Source organism: Thalassococcus sp. S3 (genome assembly GCF_004216475.1).
Taxonomy (GTDB): domain Bacteria; phylum Pseudomonadota; class Alphaproteobacteria; order Rhodobacterales; family Rhodobacteraceae.
On record NZ_CP022303.1, the window covers coordinates 3,826,554 to 3,846,383 of the forward strand.

Annotated in this window: 18 protein-coding genes and 1 pseudogene; 10 read left to right on the forward strand and 9 right to left on the reverse strand. The window is 59.1% G+C overall.

All coding sequences use genetic code 11. The features are described 5' to 3' along the window. Positions 1–29 precede the first annotated feature (29 nt). The 3 genes from ccmI to CFI11_RS18835 are packed head-to-tail and all read left to right on the forward strand — an operon-like array spanning position 30 to position 1,980. Positions 30–1,274: a c-type cytochrome biogenesis protein CcmI gene (ccmI, locus tag CFI11_RS18825; protein ID WP_130408725.1), complete on the forward strand. Its 1,245-nt coding sequence runs from the start codon at positions 30–32 to the stop codon at positions 1,272–1,274. Continuing rightward, a complete protein-coding gene (gene ruvX / locus CFI11_RS18830) occupies positions 1,271–1,753 on the forward strand; it encodes a Holliday junction resolvase RuvX (RefSeq protein WP_130408727.1) in 483 nt (160 codons plus the stop codon). Before ccmI ends, ruvX begins: the two co-directional genes overlap by 4 nt. Then, complete coding sequence (locus CFI11_RS18835) at positions 1,750–1,980, forward strand: DUF1289 domain-containing protein (protein WP_130408729.1); 231 nt, start codon at positions 1,750–1,752, stop codon at positions 1,978–1,980. The genes ruvX and CFI11_RS18835 overlap by 4 nt, the downstream gene beginning before the upstream one ends. Here the strand turns inward: CFI11_RS18835 and CFI11_RS18840 are convergent. Genes CFI11_RS18840 through dusA form a run of 3 tightly spaced genes read right to left on the reverse strand, consistent with a single transcriptional unit; the run spans position 1,970 to position 4,593 of the window. Then, a complete protein-coding gene (locus tag CFI11_RS18840; protein ID WP_130408731.1) occupies positions 1,970–2,746 on the reverse strand; it encodes a hypothetical protein in 777 nt (258 codons plus the stop codon). The genes CFI11_RS18835 and CFI11_RS18840 overlap by 11 nt on opposite strands. Further along, positions 2,740–3,564, reverse strand: coding sequence for a sulfite exporter TauE/SafE family protein (locus CFI11_RS18845; RefSeq protein WP_130408733.1), 825 nt, complete (start codon positions 3,562–3,564; stop codon positions 2,740–2,742). The genes CFI11_RS18840 and CFI11_RS18845 overlap by 7 nt, the downstream gene beginning before the upstream one ends. A 21-nt stretch (positions 3,565–3,585) precedes the next feature. Next, a complete protein-coding gene (gene dusA / locus CFI11_RS18850; RefSeq protein WP_130408736.1) occupies positions 3,586–4,593 on the reverse strand; it encodes a tRNA dihydrouridine(20/20a) synthase DusA in 1,008 nt (335 codons plus the stop codon). 509 nt (positions 4,594–5,102) lie between these two features. On the opposite strand from dusA, the pseudogene CFI11_RS24860 reads away from it, so the two are divergent. The 5 genes and pseudogenes from CFI11_RS24860 (at position 5,103) to CFI11_RS24385 (ending at position 10,241) form a co-directional block, all read left to right on the forward strand. Continuing rightward, a pseudogene (locus CFI11_RS24860) lies at positions 5,103–6,411 on the forward strand (tyrosine-type recombinase/integrase). A 12-nt stretch (positions 6,412–6,423) separates the two neighbouring features. Beyond that, positions 6,424–7,269 carry a winged helix-turn-helix domain-containing protein gene (locus CFI11_RS18860; protein ID WP_165390308.1) on the forward strand — a complete coding sequence of 282 codons (846 nt, stop codon included), beginning with the start codon at positions 6,424–6,426 and terminating at the stop codon, positions 7,267–7,269. Between the two features lie 138 nt (positions 7,270–7,407). After that, a complete protein-coding gene (locus tag CFI11_RS18865) occupies positions 7,408–7,959 on the forward strand; it encodes a tetratricopeptide repeat protein (protein ID WP_254448958.1) in 552 nt (183 codons plus the stop codon). Positions 7,960–8,083: 124 nt separating this feature from the next. Next, complete coding sequence (locus tag CFI11_RS18870; RefSeq protein ID WP_217358719.1) at positions 8,084–8,635, forward strand: DUF4437 domain-containing protein; 552 nt, start codon at positions 8,084–8,086, stop codon at positions 8,633–8,635. Positions 8,636–9,251: 616 nt separating this feature from the next. Continuing rightward, on the forward strand, positions 9,252–10,241 hold the full coding sequence (locus tag CFI11_RS24385) for a calcium-binding protein (RefSeq protein WP_165390309.1): 990 nt from the start codon (positions 9,252–9,254) through the stop codon (positions 10,239–10,241). 149 nt (positions 10,242–10,390) lie between these two features. On the opposite strand, the gene CFI11_RS18880 is transcribed toward CFI11_RS24385, so the two are convergent. The 3 genes from CFI11_RS18880 to CFI11_RS18890 form a co-directional block, all read right to left on the reverse strand. Further along, positions 10,391–11,050, reverse strand: a complete 660-nt coding sequence (locus CFI11_RS18880; RefSeq protein WP_130408744.1) for a response regulator transcription factor — start codon at positions 11,048–11,050, stop codon at positions 10,391–10,393. A 118-nt stretch (positions 11,051–11,168) separates the two neighbouring features. Next, entirely contained in the window at positions 11,169–12,056 is an 888-nt protein-coding gene (gene yghX / locus CFI11_RS18885) for a YghX family hydrolase (RefSeq protein WP_130408746.1), read from the reverse strand. Positions 12,057–12,072: 16 nt separating this feature from the next. Beyond that, complete coding sequence (locus CFI11_RS18890) at positions 12,073–12,633, reverse strand: cytochrome b (protein WP_130408748.1); 561 nt, start codon at positions 12,631–12,633, stop codon at positions 12,073–12,075. A 256-nt stretch (positions 12,634–12,889) separates the two neighbouring features. Between CFI11_RS18890 and CFI11_RS18895 the strand changes: the two genes are divergently transcribed. Next, positions 12,890–13,372 (forward strand): MarR family winged helix-turn-helix transcriptional regulator, encoded by a 483-nt coding sequence (locus tag CFI11_RS18895; protein ID WP_130408750.1) that lies wholly within the window; start codon positions 12,890–12,892, stop codon positions 13,370–13,372. Between the two features lie 9 nt (positions 13,373–13,381). On the opposite strand, the gene CFI11_RS18900 is transcribed toward CFI11_RS18895, so the two are convergent. Next, the gene (locus CFI11_RS18900; protein ID WP_130408752.1) at positions 13,382–14,140 is read right to left on the reverse strand and encodes a YHYH protein; all 759 of its coding nucleotides are present in this window, start codon (positions 14,138–14,140) and stop codon (positions 13,382–13,384) included. Positions 14,141–14,186: 46 nt separating this feature from the next. Continuing rightward, positions 14,187–14,969 carry a LysR substrate-binding domain-containing protein gene (locus CFI11_RS18905; protein WP_254448959.1) on the reverse strand — a complete coding sequence of 261 codons (783 nt, stop codon included), beginning with the start codon at positions 14,967–14,969 and terminating at the stop codon, positions 14,187–14,189. Between the two features lie 484 nt (positions 14,970–15,453). Here CFI11_RS18905 and CFI11_RS18910 point away from each other — a divergent pair, with 484 nt between their 5' ends. Next, a complete protein-coding gene (locus tag CFI11_RS18910) occupies positions 15,454–16,152 on the forward strand; it encodes a S8 family serine peptidase (protein ID WP_165390310.1) in 699 nt (232 codons plus the stop codon). A 2-nt stretch (positions 16,153–16,154) separates the two neighbouring features. On the opposite strand, the gene CFI11_RS18915 is transcribed toward CFI11_RS18910, so the two are convergent. Next, positions 16,155–19,787 carry a hypothetical protein gene (locus CFI11_RS18915; protein WP_130408758.1) on the reverse strand — a complete coding sequence of 1,211 codons (3,633 nt, stop codon included), beginning with the start codon at positions 19,785–19,787 and terminating at the stop codon, positions 16,155–16,157. Between the last annotated feature and the right edge of the window lie 43 nt (positions 19,788–19,830).

Here is a 19,830-nt window from a genome sequence, read left to right on the forward strand (position 1 = left end):
CGGGGGCTTGGCGCCTATAGATGAGGGTCATGGCTGACCTCACCACCTTTTGGATACTGACATTGGGCCTCGCCTTTCTGGTCGCGGCCCTTTTGGCGCTTGCGCTTGTGCGCGCCCGAAGTGGCGCCGAGCCGGCCGCCGCCTACGATTTGCAGGTGTACCGCGACCAGTTGAAAGAGATTGACCGCGACCTGGCCCGAGGTCTGATCAATGCCGGAGACGCCGAACGGATCCGCGCCGAAGTGTCCCGACGCATCCTCGCGGCAGACGCGCAGGTACAGGCAGAGACCGAAGGACAGGGCCAGCCCAGGCTGCCAGGCCTGGTGATGGCCGCGGTGAGCGCGGTCGTTCTGGTGATCGGAAGCGCCCTGCTCTACCTCGAGATCGGCGCGCCGGGCTATGGCGATCTAGCCCTGGCGGACCGGCTTGAAATGGCTGAAATCGCCCGGTCGGAGCGACCCAGCCAGCAAGCCGCCGAAGACAGCCTGCCGCCACAACCGTCCCTGGAACAGCTCAGCCCGGATTTCGTGGCACTTATGGAGCGTCTGAGGGACACAGTCGCGGGACGTCCGGACGATCTGCAGGGTCAGATCCTGCTGGCCCAGAACGAAGCCCGCAGCGGTAATTTCCGTGCGGCCTATGAAGCCCAATCACAGGTTTTGCGGCTGAAAGGCGACGCGGTTGAGGCACGTGATTACACCGACTACGCTGATATGATGATCCTTGCCGCTGGCGGCTATGTCTCACCCGAGGCGGAAACGGCCCTAGCCCGCGCGCTGGAGCTTGATCCGGAAAACGGACCTGCACGGTATTACACCGGGCTGATGATGGGGCAGATTGGCAGGCCGGATCAGGCCTTTGGCATCTGGCGGCAATTGCTGGTCGAAGGGCCGGGTGACGCTCCATGGATCGAGCCGATCCGGCTGCAGATCGAAGAGATGGCCGCCCGGGCGGGCGTGACGAACTTTTCCCTGCCGCAAGCAACGCCCGCCGCGCCGGGGCCAAGCCAGGAGGATGTCGAGGCCGCCGAACAAATGAGCGATGAAGACCGGATGGCCATGATCGAAGGCATGGTTGCAGGACTGAGCGACCGGCTTGCAACGGAAGGCGGCCCTCCGGAGGACTGGGCAAGGCTGATCGGGTCCTTGGGTGTTTTGGGACGCGAGGCGGATGCCATCGCCATCTATAACAACGCCCTTGAGGTCTTTGACGGAGAGCCGACGGCCATCGGGGTGATCCGCGACGGCGCACGGCAAGCCGGATTGATCCCGTGATCCACGAAAAGTTCGAAGACTTTGCGACCAATCTTCCAAAGATGACGGCGGTTGCGGGCCTTGATCTTGGGGAGAAAACCATCGGCGTCGCGGTTTCGGATCGTCTGCGCGCGGCTGCGACACCACTTGAAACCATCAGACGCAAGAAATTCGGCATCGACGCGGCGCGTCTGATAGACATTCTGACCGCACGCGAAATCGGAGGGCTGGTTTTGGGGCTGCCCCGGAACATGGACGGCACCGAGGGGCCCAGATGCCAGTCGACCCGGGCCTTCGCGCGCAACCTGACGCGTCTGACGGATCTGCCGATCGCCTTTTGGGACGAGCGGCTGAGCACGGTCGCCGCCGAGAAGGCTTTGCTGGAAGCAGACACAACACGCAAACGACGGGCGGAGGTCATTGATCACGTGGCCGCCGGTTATATCTTGCAAGGGGCATTGGACCGGATGCGGCATGTAGAAGCGGAGATGGGCAGATGAACGATCAGGTCTGGCGGAGAGACGAGGTGCAATCACCCTGCGTGCGCATCTGCGTCGTCCATCCCCAGGAACGCATCTGCACCGGCTGTTTCCGCACGGTGAACGAGATTGCAATGTGGGGCCGGATGAGCGCGGAAGAGCGTCAGGCGGTCATGGATGAATTGCCGGCCCGCGCGCCCAAACTGGCCAAAAGACGCGGCGGGCGCGCCGCACGCCTCAAACGGTAAGCCAGGCCGCAACCCCGCCTGCGATCTGAGGTCGAAAATAGGCGATCATTCGACCGGAAGGGTCTTCCGGGGCGTCCCAGGCAGATACACCATGCAACACAAGCGGGTGCAGAAGATAAGCCGCACCCGGCGCCGCATGAACACGGATCCGCGGGCAGGTTTCAAACACCTTTTGGCGGGCGGTCTGATAGGCATCGGTGATGTCGACGTCGCCCCACGACGCGGGAGGATAAGGCTCAAGGGCCTGTGTCAGTGCGGCAGCGATGACCCGGTGGCTGCCTTCCCAAAGGACCAGCGGAGCGGCGTCGGGATCGGTCGTATTGAGCGGCAGACCCAGGATCCAGGCATGAGGCTCGGCGATGCGACGTCGTCTGTCCGGACCAGACGGCAGCAATCCGTCGACATGCGCCGCCTCCCGCTTCTGGCGATAGCGGAACGCGCCCGCGCTCTCACCCTGTCGTGGCCTGGGATAATCCGGCCAGATCACGGAAAGCTGCGCGGGATGAAGCGGCGGAAGCGTGCCCAGGTGACGCTGAATAAAGCGGACCACCGCCCCTTCCAGCGGCGTGCCGGAGATCGCGCCGGACGGTTGGCTTGGAAGGGCATCGACCCCCACGAACCACGTGCCTTCGCATTGATACCAATGCGCATTGGCAGGATCGGCAAGCGCGTACTGGGCTGCCTGTCGGGCAGACGCAGCCCAGGCCGCGACCGACGGTTCGGGCGGGAAAAGCCGCCAGCCGGCCCGGTCAAAGGCGCTTACCATCCGAGCGCCTTGCGCAACATGTTGAGCGCGACGAGGATCAAGAACAGGGCAAATACCCGGCGCAGGGGTTTAGGATCGAGCCGGTGGGCGAGCCGCACGCCGAGGGGTGTGGTGAGAAGGGTCATCGCGATCACGATTGCGAAGGCAGGCAGGTTGATGGCGCCCAGCGTGAACGGCGGTCGCGCTTCGGCAGGAAGGGTAACGAAGGCAAAGGCGATCACCGACGGAACCGCGATCAGCACGCCGAAGCCGGCCGCCGTTGCCACGGCCTGATGGATGGGACGGCCATAGAGTGTCATCAGGGGAACGCCGAAACTGCCCCCTCCGATCCCCATCAGAACGGACAAGAACCCAACCAGCGGCGAAAGGAGCGCGCGAACTTTGCCGCCAGGCATTTGCTCGCCCAACCGCCATTCCGGCCGTCCAAATGCCATGTAAAGACCGACCAGAACGGCCAATGTCCCGAAGAGGAGTTGCAGTGTGGCAGAGCGCAGAGAGGCGGCCACGAGAACGCGCAGAACAGCGCCCAGAGCGATGCCGGGCGCCCAGCCGCGCAGGATCGTCCAATCGACGGCGCCCGTCCGATGATGCCGCTCGACCGAGCGCAGGGAGGTGACGATGATCGTCGCAAGAGATGTTGCGAGGCAAAGCTGCATCAACTGCGGACTGTCATAGCCAAGCGACTGGAATGTGTAGAAAAACGCCGCCACCAGGACGATGCCCCCGCCAACCCCCAGCAAACCCGCGAGGATCCCGGCAATCGCGCCGATCACGAGCAAAAGCATCAGGAGAGGCCAGAGCGTGCTCCAGTCGGTCATGACAGCACGTCCTTCCGGAGGTCAGCCCCAGCCCTGGGCACGCGGCAGGTCCGGTTCGGTGACGTGGGACAAGGCATCCAGAACCAGCGCCGGACCCGCACCGTCGCGCGTGGCCCCTTCGGACAGCGCCCGCCGCCAGGCCCGCGCACCGGGTCGTCCGGCAAAAAGACCGAGCATGTGGCGCGTGATTTGATGGAGCCGACCCCCGGCGCTGAGATGCCCCTCGATATAGGGCAGCATGCGGTGCACAACCGAGACCGGATCGGTCGCGGTGCCCTGCCCGAAGATCACCGGCCCGGCGGCGCAGAGAATGTCCGAAGGCTGATGATAGGCCGCACGCCCGATCATCACACCGTCGAGACCCGCATCGAGAAACGCGCGCGCCTGATCCAGCGAGGTGATCCCGCCGTTGATCGAAAGATGGAGATCGGGAAACGAAACCTTCATCTGCTGAACCAGCGGGTAGTCGAGAGGCGGGATGTCCCGGTTTTCCTTGGGGCTGAGGCCTTGAAGCCAGGCCTTGCGGGCATGAACGATCACACGTTCACATCCGGCCGCACGTATCTTTGACAGAAAGTCAGGCAGCATCTCTTCGGGGGCCTGATCGTCAACGCCGATGCGACATTTGACGGTGACGTCAACGCGGACAGCCGCACGCATCGCATCGACGCATTCGGCGACCAGATCGGGTGACTTCATCAACACCGCGCCGAACGTGCCCGATTGCACCCTGTCGGACGGACAGCCGACATTGAGGTTGATTTCATCATATCCCGCCTCTGCCCCAAGACGTGCGGCCCGCGCCAGTTCCCGAGGATCGGACCCCCCAAGCTGAAGGGCGATCGGATGTTCCTCGGGGTTGTGGTCAAGCAGATGCAACGCCCCTCCCCGCACGAGCGCGGGCGCTGTCACCATCTCTGTATAGAGAAGGGCCTGAGGACAAAGCAGCCGGTGCAGATAACGGCAATGGCGATCCGTCCAATCCATCATCGGGGCAATAGACAGCCTAGAATGTTGATTTATTTGCATTTTTTGTGTATCTTCAAACTGTTGGCGGCGGATGCTGCTACGCTGGAATACGCCCCAATATCCCCGAATTTGCCCCTTTACGACGACTCATTGCACACACAGCGCACACGAAAATGGCCTCCATTACCAAGCTTCCCTCTGGCGCCTACCGGGTCCAGATCAGACGAAAGGGCCGCTACGCGAGCGAGACTTTCCTTCGCCGCGACGACGCACATCGCTGGGCCCGCCAGGCGGAGACCCGGGTCGATCAGGGGCTGGCGCCGAACAAGTCGTCCGTTTCCGGCCTCCAGACCTTTGGCGACCTCATCGACCTTCATATAACCGATATGTGCGAGGTAGGGAAACCGCCGCGTCGCAGCAAGGCCGCCACGCTCACGACGCTCAAGCGCGATCTCGGGAAGGAGAAGATCGGCCACCTCGACCGGCAGAAGCTGATCGACTACGGCAAGATGCGCGCGGAGCAAGGTGCGGGTCCGGTGACGCTCGGGATCGACATCGGCGTAGTCAAGATGATCATTACCCATGCGGCGGCTGTACACGGCCTCGACATCTCCCTAGAGCCCGTCGATCTGGCGCGTGTCGCACTGAAACGGCTTGGCCTCATCGGCAAGGGTACAGAGCGGGATCGACGCCCCAGCACGGACGAGTTGAACCGCTTGTTCCGCTACTTCAATGACAACAAACGCCTGACGACACCGATGACGCGGATCGTGAGGTTTGCGGTGGCCACGGCCATGCGGCTTGACGAGATCTGCCGGGTCGAATGGAGCGATCTCGATGTCGATGGCCGCATGCTCCTGATCCGCGACCGCAAGGACCCACGCAACAAGACCGGCAACGACCAGCGGATCCCGCTCTTCGCCGCCACCGGATTCGACGCCTGGGCGCTGGTCACAGAACAGGCCAGGCATCTGGGTCACACCAACGGGCGGATCTTTCCCTATAAACCCGCAACCATCGAGCGGCGTCTTGTGACCCTCAAGTCGTACTATGCTTGGCGCGAGGATCGAAACAGCGCCCTGCCCTCCCCATTCGCCGATGTCCATATCTCGGTGAGGATTCCGCGCCGCCTGCCGTGTTCAATCGATCGAGATACCCTGAGAGCGGTTCTCCAAACCGATGAAGGTCCAGTCGCTGTGCGGTCGAAGTCGGCCTCGCAGAACGACGTGACGACCCTGATCATCAAGCTGCTGATCGTCACAGGCCTGCGGATTAGCGAGCTCACAAATCTGAAGGTCCGCGATGTCTCGCCGGACGGCGGCCAGATCCTCGTAAACGGCAAGGGCAGCAAGGAGCGAATCGTCTTCGTAACGAACCGGCAGCTGCAGGAGGAGTTTCAACGCTACTGTCAGATGCGCTCCGAAAACGGCTCTATTGCAGCGCCGCTGTTCCTCAACACCGTGGGACGTCGGCTCCGCGCCGCCACCTTCCGAAAACGGCTGCGGGAGCTATCTAAGCGCCTCGGCGTCGAACCCCACCTGACCCCACAGGTTCCGGCACTCGGCCGCAACGCTGCTGATCGAAGAGGGTATCGACATCCGCATGGTCCAGGCACTCCTAGGGCATGCAAACCTGAAGACGACGGAAATCTATGTGCGGGTTTCGAACCATGCGCTTAAAAGGGCGCTTGAGCGCGTCGATGTGCTGAGTGAACTTCGGCAGTCGGCCCATTCCTGTCGTTGGCCAAGGTGTCAAGACGCTGCGCTCGCAGCCCGCTTTGCGGACTTTCGCCGCACCTGCACGGTCAGTCGCTATTCGAAAGCACAATTCGCGGAGCAAACTTGCCGTTCAATTCAGGATGCAGCGTGTCATCCTTGACGAATGTCTCATATGAAAAACCATGGGGTCGTGCATTCTAATGCCATGTTACGACCTTGGCTTTTGTTGATAGGGTTCATAAGCCTTTTCGGGGCTGGCTACCTATGGGTGAATAGTGCCCCCTGGACGCTGGCAACTTTGAAGAGTTTCGCGGACGCGCGCGCCATACATGACGTTCAGACCAGGCCAGATCGCGTAGGCTTTTTACTCAGCAAGGATCCTGCGCTTTTGAAAGCCGTGGCCTGGTCAAAAACGGGGTCGGTTCTGTATCCTGGACCAGCCACCTATGCGCCAACACGTTTTGATCTCTCATTGCAGGAGCTAGAGGAGCTCACACACCTCACGTCCGAAGACTTTCCAGCCAGTTGGTCAAACTATGATCGGGACGGGAACGAGCTTCTTTATTGCCAACCCGCACCTCGGATATGTCTGATCTATGATCGCAGCGCGTTGCAAAACGCACTTGATGTATCTCTGGACGGCGTCAATTGGGGTGTAATGGGACTATTGGCAGGTATGGGGCTGCTGAGTTTTTTCTTGTTCTGGCGTCGCGGGACCGCCGCGCAACCTCACGATCAACTAGTCCTCCTGCCCAAACAACACAGTGCGCGCCGTGGCACGCTTGAAGTTGCGTTGACACCACGCGACTTTCGTCTGCTTGAATTCCTGCAAATGAAGCAAGGTGAAGTCGTTACCAAGGATGAACTCTACGACGCAGGATGGGGCCGCGATTTCATGCCCAACTCGCGGGCCTTGGATCAGCACATGATCAACCTTCGGAAGAAGCTTGACCCGGACAAGTCTCGGTCGCCGGTCATCGAGACTGTGCGCGGCGTTGGCTACCGCCTGCTGGATTAGCTTTTTGCATATTTTTTGCAGAGTTTTTGCGGGAAGTTCGCACACCGGTCGGGCTGAATTGTTCAAGTGTATCGTGATCTGAAACTTTGAACGAGAGGCGAAATCCCGATGCGTGTACATTCATTCATTGCCACGAGTATGGCACTCCTCACTGTCCTTACGTCACCTGCTCTTGCACAAAGTGTCGGGCAATGTGGCAAGCACAAGTCTGACGCCTACGGTACCCACAACCCCGAAGAGCTTACAATCTGCAGCCATATCGACCGTATGCGGCACGGGGAGATCCATCCGGTGTTGGGCTTCATCGGCTACATTGAGGCGAAGGCCGGAAACCATGATACGGCACGCGAGATCTTCGGCACGCTGGCCGATGCCGGCAATGCACCAGCAATGACTTGGATGGCCTGGATGGAGGACAATGGTCTGGGCGGGCCCGAGGATGCCGCCGCCGCTGCGGAGTGGGACCGCCGCTCCATGGAAGCGGGCAGCTCGGTCGGGGCATTCAACTATGGTTTGGATATTCTGCGCGGTCGTGGTGTCACCTACGACGAGGAACTTGGCCGCCGGATCATCGAGCGCGCGGCCGAACTCGGAGATCATTCTGCGCAGCATTTGATCGACAATGACTTCGATCTCGATAGCGTCACGCCCGACGCCGACGAGTGGAAATACGAGAAAAAACTCTTCTGAGCGGGCGCAGGTAAGTCGTCAAACGACCGTCTGTCTCGCGTGCGGCCGGTGCCCGGCATGCGGCTGCGCGGATAGAAATCACCACAGCGACGATAGCCCTAAAAGTCTTCTAAAGGAGGAAATGATGAACAAAATGACACGCCGTGAGGGCTTGGCGACGATCGGCACAACTGTTGCGGCTGTCGCCCTAGGAGCAAACGCCAGCAACGCGGCCACGCAGGTCGCTGCCGCGTTCGATCAATCGAATATCAAGTGGAACACGCTCGATGGTATTGAGCACCTTTGGTACCACGTTCTTAACGTAGATCGGGATCTAAAAGTCGTCGATCTGCTGCTGAAGTTCGCCGCGAATGAAAAGGTCGTTCCGCATAAGCATCATGCAGATTACAGCACGTTCATCATCCAGGGCGAGTTGCGTCTCTACGATGCTGAAGGTGAATTGACCGAAGTCCGCCCAACGGCAAGTTTTGTTCAGAAATCTGCCGGTGGCGCACCACATACCGAAGGCGGCGGCGACGCAGACTGCATCGCCTGGTTCAGCAACAAAGGCACCGACGGCGTGATCTACGAAATTCTGGGGCCAGATGGCGAAACGCTGGGCACTCTGGGTTTGCCGGAATTTGAAGCTTTGATGCAGGCGCAAGACGAACCGGTACAACCCATTATTCCGGGCTAGGGTGATACCAGTGCCTTCAAGCTGAGCCAGCCGGTTACACGGCTGCAGGCATCGCTGAAAAAGTAGATGAAAACACCATTGTGGGCCGTATTCACAGAAGGCGCTGAGCGGTCACTCGACCATCGGTCTTAGTGCTGCGGTTGCAGCCCGCATTGTCGCCGTTCGCTGCGGACGCAAAACTGGGCTCGCAGCCGCCATCGGAGGCCGCAGAGCATCTACACGTACCCAACCTACTTTAGGCGCACTTGGCCCGTGACAGCCATCCATTACAGATACCCGATGCTGCCTTTGCAGAACTGCAATGCATGTAGGAATACTTTGGACAACGTCGGATTGCCGCGTCTTCCGCTGTAGATGCCATGACCGCTTTAAAATCTTTGCGCCATCTTTGCGTGCGCTAAAAAGTTCGATGTTGGCACCACCAAACACTTGCGATGTGCGTGATCCCGCCGACCTGAACACAAAATGAACATGACGCTCAGCCAGGCTTCATTTTGCATTTGCCACAAAATGATCGCCCGCAACCAAGCGGGGGGATCGCCGGAAAGCGCGCGATGAAAGACGTGTCTCACGGGTTTCTGGCAGATCCTTTCATCAACTGCGAAGGAGACCTGAGATGCAAAGGAACAGCCAAGAACCGTCCGGTGGTTACGGTGCCCGGCAAAAAAGGGACACTATTGATCTCCCAGACATCGCGGGCATCAGCAATGTCGATCTGGACTTGAGTGATCCCAACGATGACGGGACAGTCACCGCCGAGATTGATGCGGACAGCGACGGCGGGGCCAATGAGACGGTAGACGTCAAGTTCAACGCCAAAGGCGGCACAAAGGTAATCGGTACAGAGGGCGACAATTCCATCACGGGCAGCGATGGAAACGACAGGTTCATCGGATCCGCAGGCGACGACGCATATGTCGGTGGTGATGGGGACGACACCATCGACTACTCCGATCTCGACACGCCAATCACCATCAGTTCCGCGGGTGGTCTTGTGAAAGAAGGCCTTGGAACCGACACGCTTGGCACATTTGATGTAGAGGCGGGTTTCATCGAAGTGGTCGAAACCGTCATTGGCGATCCAGACGAGCGAAATGTGGTCGATTCGACGTCAGTTCAGGGCGCGGTGGCCACTGATGTTGATCTGGAGAGCGGCAGCTATGTTGGCAATATCATCACTGACATCGGCGGTTTTTCAGACGGCGATGCCTTTACGCTGACGCTGAAGAACTTTGTCGACGTGCTGGGCAGCGACAACAATGATGAAATCGCGGGCAGCAGGGTCGCAAACCTGCTGACAGGTGCCGCAGGCACAGATTTGATCAACGGTCGCGGCGGAGCGGACACCATCGCGGGTGGGACTGGCAACGATACGCTGAGCGGCGGAGGCGGTGGAGATACCTTTCAATTCGCATCCGGTGACGGGGCCGATACGATTACTGACTTCGAGATCGGCGTCGACCTTCTGTCATTTAGTGACGTGGAAATGGGCGACATCGTTGCCGAGACGAACGGCGGTGACACCATCCTGACCTATGGTGAGGACGCGATTTCGCTGCTTGGTATCGAGACCGACGATGTCTCGAACCTGCTACTTGTGGCCTGAGCCTGTGCAAGGATCGGCCAGCCACCCTGGCCGGTCCCTTTTGGGCGCTGGGACAAGCCATGCAGTTTGGCGTCAACCCGCCGGACGGTGCCTTGATCATGTCGTGGGCTCGCCTAGCTGCGACGCATCTGGCCCTCAACCGCGCCCTGTCACCCTGTTCCGAGGCGGTAGCCACTTCCGCGCACTGTCTCAATCGCGGCGGGACCAAGTTTGCGACGTAGACGTCCTACGAACACTTCGATTGTGTTGCTGTCCCGCTCGTCGTGAATGCCATAGACGATCTCCTCCAGTTCATGGCGCGTGTGCACCACGTCGGGGGCTTGAGCCAGAGTTGCGAACACCTTGTATTCATGGGTCGTCAGCGGCACAGCACAGCCATTCCGGGTGACGCGCTGCGCTTGCGGATCATGCATGATGGCGCCGATCTGGGTCGTCGGTGATCCGCTACCACTAGCGCGCCGGATCAAAGCGTTGATGCGGGCAACAAGTTCCTCCATACGAAATGGCTTGCCAAGGTAATCATCGCTTCCGGCGTTCAATCCTTCGACACGGTCCTGCCACCGGGCCCGTTCGCTCAGGATCAGCACTGGGGTATCCACTCCTTCGCGCCGCCAGTTGCGCAGCATCGACACGCCATCAAGACGCGGCAGGCTCGGGTCCAGCACAATCGCGCGATAGACCTCGGTCGACCCCAAATGATACCCGTCCTCACCGTCGCAGGCCGTATCTACAGTAAAACTCTCCGCCTCGAGCGCCCGAACAATCTGGTGCGCTTCCGACGGATCACGTTCGATTACCAACACGCGCATGGCAAGAGCAGTGCAGCACGGTCCAACCAGCCCGCGGCCCTGAGACGCTGCAGCCGAACGCAGCCCTCGTGGCCAATCGCCAAGTATCGGTGTCTGGCCAAGGGTTCGGCTTTGTCGGTCAGGTCAGATGGGTCTCGAACCATGCCAGCGTCCGGTCCCAGGCCAATTGTGCCATCTCCGCGTCGTAGCGCGGCGTGCTGTCGTTGTGAAACCCGTGGTTGGCGCCCTCGTAGATATGCGCCTCATACACCTTGTCGTTGGCTTGCAATGCGGTTTCAAAGTCGGGCCAGCCCGCGTTAATACGCTCGTCAAGTTCACCCATGTGGATCAAGAGCGGCGCACTGATCTTGGGCACATCTTCCGACGCAGGTTGGCGGCCATAGAAAGGTACGCCAGCCGCGAGTTCGGGATAGGCCACGGCAATGGCCCCCACCACGCCACCGCCGTAGCAGAACCCAACGGCGCCAACGCGCCCCGTGCTGTCGTCACGCTGCAACAGATGTTCGAAACCTGCGAAAAAGTCGTTCATCAGGGCGACACGGTCCACTGTCCTTTGTAAGTCCCGCCCATCCGCGTCGTTGCCGGGATAGCCGCCCACGGACGTTAAACCATCCGGCGCAAGCGCCATGTAGCCCGCCTTGGCCAAGCGTCGTGCCACGTCTTCGATATACGGGTTCAGTCCACGGTTCTCGTGAATGACCAGCACAGCGGGAAGCGGGCCATCCGCCGCCGCGGGTCGCACCAGATAACCGCGCACGTCACCGGTGCCTTCGGGCGACGGGTACATAATGTAGTCGGCATGAATATCAGGGTCATTGAACGACACTTGCTGAGCAAGCGCATAGTCGGGGCTGAGCATCGTCAGCAAGCCCGCAGCTGTGACCCCGCCAACCGCAAACTTGCCTGCCCGGTCCAGGAACTCGCGTTTCGTTATCTTGCCGTGCGCATAGAAGTCGTAAAGATCGAGCAGTTCTTGATCAAAATCCTTGGCGGTCATGCGGGTCATTGTGGCTCTCCGTTGGTCAGGTGTCGGGGTAGTGGGATGTGTCCGGTTCGGTCGACCGTCCGGACACCATCCGCGTCAGGGTCGCATCTTGGTCGATGAAATGATGTTTGAGTGCGGCCGCGATATGCACCGCCACAAGCAGGCAAAGTGCAAAACCCACATAGTAGTGCACGTTTGATGACAGCGACGCGAGCCACCTTACTTCGGGAGCGGCGGGGATCGAGAACCAGCCAAAGACATCCACCGACCGACCCCGAAACACTGTCCGCCCTATCCCCGACAAGGGCATCAACAGGATGCCGGCAAGCAGGCTCCAATGCACCCATCTGGATCCTACGGCTTGCCAGCGCGGACCATCCGACACGGCATCAGGAAAGCCGCGTAGGATACGCCACGCGACACGCCAGGTTCCAATGACAAGAACCAGAACGCCCAAGGAAGCATGTATGCCAACAAGCGGGCGCCGCGCTTCTCTCTCCAGCCCGGCAAACTCGAGATAGAGGCCAAACATCAGCATCCCAATCATCGCAAGTGCCAGGAGCCAGTGGTTCAGACGGGACACGCGATCATACGTCATGGCGCACCTTCTCTATGAACAGTTGTGCTTTGGCGCGAGATGTTTGGCGCACTGGGGAACAAGCCCTCTCCAGGGCGGTCTGCGACCAACCCAATTGCCAAGGGACACCACGCCCCGGTCACTGGCGGCGCGATGTCGAAGCAAAGCACCGCGCTGGTACGCGCGCGCAGATGCAAACGGTCAAAGATCAAAAACGCTGTGCCCATCGAAACGGATATCCTTGTTTCTGATTCTTAGTTAGCTTACTAATATTTTGATGACACGCAAAGAAGCCGACCTGCACTTCCTGCTACATTCCGCCGCCCTGATCGAAGATGCGGTGCGCCGTGCGCTGGTGCCGCTGGGGCTCGGGCCGAGCCAAGCGCGGGTTCTTGATGCGCTGGATCGCCTGGGGCAAGCGTCTCAGGCAGAGCTTGCTCAGGTTTGCAACATCACCGCGGCAAGCATGAGCACCATGACCATGCGCCTTCTCGCGGCAGGCTTCATCGAGCGACAGCAAGACCCGAAGGAACGGCGCAGCAATATATTGCGGCTTTCGGACCGGGGCCGATTGCTCTTGAACGATATACACGCGGCCTGGGCCAGCGTGGATCGTTTGATCGAAACATCTGTGGGTGCTGACAAGGCCAAAAGCATCGCACAGCTTACCCGTACATTGCGCGATGCGCTGGGGGGCAGAACGCCGGGGGCGCGAGCGTCGAACGGATCTGCCGCGACGCGCGATACTGAAAGCGCTTAGCAAGCCTTGCTACTCCCGCACCATGAACTGCCCGCTCATCGTTCCTTTGAAACAGCGGGGGAAATAGGGATACGTGTCGGTTGCGAAATACGTGTATGTGCCATCGACATCCATCCCGTTGCATTCATCAAGCGTGCCCGAGCCTGAGCGATATTCGAAGTCTTCTTCGAACTGGCCATCGTGCACGCCATATGGCGGGCTGGGACGGGTACCTGGTTTGAGATGCCACGAAGACGTGGCGTTCCCGGGATCATAGTGGATCTCGAACCCGTCTGGAGCATACCCAATATGCGAGCCGTTGGTTGAAGCCGCATAAATGTCAGACACCGCGTGGTAGTGGTAAAGCCCCGAGCGATCCACATGCGCATCTTGCGTGTCCATCCCCAAGCGTCGTGGGGCGTGCATGGCTTGTTGTCGCCATCCGCTTGCGGGGTTGTCGCCGATCCCGTTCCGCCCATTCGGATCGTAATATCCGGCGGTGTAAGGGCGCAACGGAACACCCGTCAGCGTGACGCCGACCGTCATCAAACCGGTTGTGATCGTGTCGGCACGTTGCGGGTTGGTCGGGAAGCAGAATTTAAGGTTTTGAGCGCGAAATGCGTTTGGGTTTGCGCGGTTTGGAAAGCGACCCATCTCGTGATTGGGGACGCCGTTCGAGGTGATGCACGTTCGGTCATCCACAATGAAGGTGTGAGACACATTCTCATGCGAGAGGGCCGCAATCGGCCACATCAAGGCTGATGCAACGCAGGCAAATGTTCGGATCATGTGGTCGCTCCGTAATGATCATATGACTAGATCAACGGCGCAAACCTTACTTTCTGGCGGAGATGACGTATTTGCCCGCCCCCGCTCCGCGAAATCCCGCCAAGCAGGCATCCACCACGTGCCTGACTAGCGCCCTCGGACGCATCTTGTCGTAGCCGATAGACAGGGTCAGCGGTGGCAGCGGATCGGATATGGGACGGGCGACCACTTGTGCACCGGAATACGTAGTGTCGGATCGGGGCTGCATGTTCAGGATCGCGCATCCCAGACCAGCGCCAACCAGATTGCGCACCATTTCAGTCGATGTCGCATAGGCCACGACACGCGCCTCGCGTTCCTGTTTGTCGAACAGGTCGGTGTAGTAGGTTGCAGCAACCGGTCGGTCGAGGACTACGAGCGGCTCGCGGGCAATCTCTTCCAATCTCATAGCAGCCTGATCCGCCAACGAGTGCTCTGCCGGAAGCAAGCAGTATGACGGCGCCTTGACAAGCACGTCAAAGCCAATGGCGGGCCGCACGTCCTCGCTGACGAACAGAATGATATCGAAGCAGCCCTCCAACAGCCCCTTCTGAGCGCCGTCGTTGTCACATTCTTCAAGATGAAGATCGACAGTATTGCTGTCAGGCAAGCATGTCGCGAGTGTGCCCGGCAGAAAGGCCGGCGCGATCGGGGCGTAGTGGCCAATGCGCAAAGTCCCACTGAGAGATTGCCGCAAGTCGGCCCCTTCGGCCAGGACGGCATGGTAATCCTCCAGCAGGCGTTCGAGCTTGCGCGCGACTGCGGTCCCGCTTGCCGCTCGCTGAATGCCCCGCGACTGCTGCCGGGTCACCAAGCTCAGGTCGAATGCCGACTCGAACTGGGCTACCGACCGCCGGCCCCGGAAACCATCGTCCAGATGGACCAAAGGCCGGTCATGCACTAACAATCAAATTTGACCACCCAGGTGGGGCTGATCAGTGCGCTGTGCCTTGAGGTAAATGGCATCGATCATTACCGTTTTCTCTTCACCGCTCTCAGCGGCCCTACCCTCAAACTTTTCCACTCCCTTCTGCGAGTTCGCACGATAAGTGTGTCCCGCCCAAGCCAACATCTCGCCTCAAGCCAAAGTTTACGAGACTGCCCGAATGATGTTACCTGAAAACGGTATTGTTTGACTATTGATCTGAGCAACATACCGAGCTTCAAAGAAAAAGAGTATGGCCAAAAAAGCTTGTGCAACAGTACCATGCGGGGCGCTTGTGCTGGTTTAGCTAAAGTAATCCCGTGCAGGTCGGTATCGCAAAATCTGCAGGAAGGGCGGCATGATTATAGCTTTGCTCGACGCTTTGCCCGACATCTCCGTCCTACGAAACGCGTTAATTGCGCCGCCTTGGGCAGGTGGTGAAGTGTCGCGGCACGCAACCCAAACCGCGCAAACACTTTCTAACGCCTGTCCGGGTGCGCGGATCTTGCCTGTGCCGATCCTTGATTCAAACGGACAGAGCGGTGATATTCGCGCGATGTCGCAAGCATTTACCTGGCTCGCTGAAAACGCGGAACGCTTCGGGATAAATCTGATCTGCGCGCCGATCTCGGATGGTACAAATAGTATCGATGACAGCGAGTTACGTGAGTCTGAGCTTGGCGTAGCAATTTCCAATCTGCGCCAGCGCGGCGTGTTGACAGTTGCTGCTGCGGGCAACGGGTTTCGCTATGGCAGCAGGGCGTTCTGCCAGGGTATGGGCACACCTGCGATCTTGCGCGAGACAATCAGCGTCGGTGCCGCAAATGGATCTGAACCTGCGCCGCGCAGTCAGCGATTGGCCCTTTCGGGGCCGTGCCGGACCACATGTTTCGCGCACCCAGCGCCACCCGGGGGCACTAGCGGCGCTGCAGCCCGCGTATCGAGCATGATAGCGGCCAGGATGATCAAGGGCGAAAGCGGCGAAGTTGCTCTTGCCGAGCTGTTGCACGGGTCGGCCGAGACCGTTGTAGGCGGGCCAGAAGAGATCTGGCCCGCCCTTTTGGACTAAGCTTAGTACTGGATCACCTTCTTCGCTGCGGCAAGTTCCAGCGACTTATAGGTCAGCGCCGCTGCTTTGGCGCCACCGGTCACGATCAGTAAACCGGCTTTAACCTTGGCGGCCTCCATCGGCAGAATGGTGGCAACATTCGAGGTAATTGTGCCGATGGCATCCATGAATGTCGCGGAACCACGGAATCCTTCGGGTGCCTCCCTTGAGCGGTCGGCTGGGTCTTTTGACTTGCCAATCCGATCCATGATAAATCCGAACGCTACCGCACTGCAGACCAGTGAGACACTCGTCGTTCCTAGATCTGTCCACGCGTAGAACTTGTGCCCAAATGGGGCATCGCCACCCACGCTTGGTTTCGGGATAGGGCTATCAACCCGCCAGAACACCGACGCTGCGGCAACCATTGCCGACAGCGTTGACGCAACAACGATGGTCCATTCCAGCGCGGAGACTTCATCTCCTTCGCCATCGTGACGTGTAAACACCGTTGCCGCCGCGCCGAGTGCAGCGAAGACCGTTATTACGATTGAGCCAAAGGTCGAGGTCGAAAAGTCGTCCTTGAACGATTTGATCGCGAAGTAGCCTGCCGCCGCCATTTTCAGGCAGGCTGCCCCTATTCCAAGGAAATATTTCGCGTTTTCAAAGAAGGCCGCAAAGTCGTCATCCTGCGCCATTACAGCGCTGATCACCGTGCGTTTTTCATCGCCTGGTTTGAACGGAGCTTTACCAACGATAAGCTTGTAGGCGATGGTTGCGGGGATCGCTCCAACCAACATAACCGCGTCGATCAAGCGGAACGACGTGTCGACATGGCTGCCTGGCGCGACCAGTTTGATCAATTTCTCAATAAACGGAAAGCTAATGGAGCTGAACAGAATAGCCCGCAACCCGTCGATCATTTTAGCTGCAAGTTCAATCGCTTTGATTATCAGAATTTCGACCGCGTTAAGTAGACCGATCGCAGCATCCGCACCGGCAGCTACGACGATCTTGGCGAATGTATCGAAGCTGAACAGATCGGTAGTTGGCACTTCGTTCCCAACAATCGCATGAACATCGGCTTGAATCTGCGTCCATGTTTCCGTGATGTTATCAAGCTCAGATGCAAGAGTTCCGGCTACAAAGCTTTCCAGTTCCTCAAGCAGGTTTGGTGCATATTCAGGCACGTCAATCTGGATGACCTCGTCCATGATGTTTCCGAATTGGTCAGTAATCCACCCCATCACCGGGTTCCCAACCGCCTGATCGACCAGACCGTGCAGCGCGTCACCTGCAGATTGGAACATGTCTGCAAAACTATCACCCTGGGTGACGGGAGGCAGTTCCGTAATCGGGACCCCGAATTCGGCTTTCCAGTCGCGGATCTGGCTTTTGACCGATCCAAAGCCTTTAGCTACGTGGCTGGCCACACCGGAGATGTTGTCGCGTACGAAGATCAGTGCTTGATCAGTTGCGTTGACCATCACGTCGCGCGCAAGAAGAACGTCGTCCCAGTTGAAGACGAATTTCAGGAACTCCCATACCTTCTCAAGCGCGACGTTCATCTGCTCCCATAACCAAGTGAAGAAACCGCCGATTTCTTCTAGAGTTTCCAGAACAAACTTGCGGATCTTGCCGCCGATTTCGCAGATGAATTCCAATGCTTTATCCGTCATGTTGACGACGAACGTCCAGCCATCTTGGATACCTTGCCAGATGCCTTCGAAGAAGTCGGACAGCGTGTCACCGAGGGCAGCGAACTCATCACCGCCAGTTGCTCGCGCTTTGATCAGACGATCAGCCGTGGCCGTATCGGCCATCCCGATACCGCTTGCACCAGAAGTTAGGGCAAAACTTTGGACTGGTAGCTTGGCGGTCTTCAGGCTATTTGAAAAGGCTGTGCCGTTGGTTTCACGAACGCCCGGAAGAACCCCGTTGGTCACCTGTTTGGCGAGCGCTGCTATGTGGTTCAACGCAGCAACCATACCTTCGACCTCGCCCTGGCGCGCGCCAGTTTTGTAGACAGCTGGCAGAAGGTCGCTGGATAACAAGTCCTGTGCCGTCACCGAAGCCAACCGCTCGTGTGCGGTAGCGGCGGGGTTGATATCAATCGCGTTGTCGTAAGTTTCGATCTCGAACCGGTAGACTGGCGGTGCCAGCGTGCGCACCTTGTCATACAGGTTCACCGCACCATTCGCGTCGGTCGTCGCTTCCACCTTGACGTTGGGTCCGATGAAAACGCTTTTACCGTTCACCACGACATGTGCCGCCGCCGAGGCCGACACCATGACCTTGCAGCCCATTTGTGGCATGCCACCACTGTCCATCATGCGCAGGGCAACGCCATAGCAGCTCATCTTCACGACCTCGCTGGGCGCATCGACAAGCACCGGAGCTTCAAGCCACGCCCCGCTTGCCGCGTCACGGTGCACATGCGCGACCTGACCGTTGGTATAGGTTACAATCATCGCTGTTGTGGTGGCACCATCACCGTAAACCGGCGCAATTCCTTGCACATCGGCGCGCAGGCGCAGCGGGGTCGATAACGCATCGGCTTCACGTTCAGCACTGTCAGAGCGGACCGTTAAAAGGTTGCCGTCAGTGCCAAGCGCCCAGACCGAGACCGCGCCGTCAGGGCTTTCTGCAATATTCAGCCGCCGCACTTTGGTCGCAACATCCGCACCCATCAATTCGACAACTTTCGCGTCCTTGTGGTTGTCCAGCTCTTCAGCGGAAATGACAAAGACGCCCTCACCACTGATATACAGGTCGTGGCCGTCGTTGCGGTTCTGACCGGTCTCAAGCAAGCGCGCGCCTTTGGGGCATGGCAGCGGCACCACTGGAGGCACGCTTATCGCCTTGCCGTTGTCGTCAAACTCCGGAAACGGGCGGAACGTCAGAACTTCAGCGCCCGCATTACTGCCAAGCACCGCGATACCGGCGCCAACATAAGGGTCGATCATCGGCTCGAAGTCGTGGATTTCCTGATAGTCGACTGCAGGAGAATACACATAGGCGCGCTTCAATTCTTGTCTTGAATTGCTGCGGATCAGATAGAGCGTATCGACCCGAGATCCGCTGGCATCGACCACTGTTGTCCAGGTGTGATGCTCATCTTCTAGGACCCGAAGACCGTGAATTTCAGTATCTGCACGCGTGCCGCAATCGGTCCAAGTGATGTCGTTCCATGCATCGGCCTCGCTGTTAAGATCATAGGCAATCAGCAAGCGGTCAGCGCCCTTGGCCTCGCGCGGACCAACGGCAGCGGCTATCGTGATGCGCCCGTCATTGGACCAAGCAGCCGCAATCGCGCGTACAGCCGGGTCTGTGCCGGCGCTGTCCGGAAAGCCTGTGCTCAGGTTTTGAGTGACCCATCCTCCACCGATTCCAGCCCCGCCGCGGCGCACCAGCCGTAACCGGTTGCCAGAGCCGATTGTCAGCAGCATCGGCGCGACATCTGTGTTCGTCAGATCGGGAATCGCGACCATGCGCGTTTGATAGCGGCCATGGCTGTCGAGTTCGCCCATCTCTTCCGTGCCAAAGGCGCGGGCAGCATGGATGTAGTCGACAATTTCGGTCGAGACGGTAAAACGAGTGTCCTGGCCATTTTTGTCTTTCGAAGTAAAGCTTCTTACATTCGGTTCGGTCGGCATGATTTTATCTCCCGTGAAGGGGTGCGGCAGTGCCGCGCTTTGG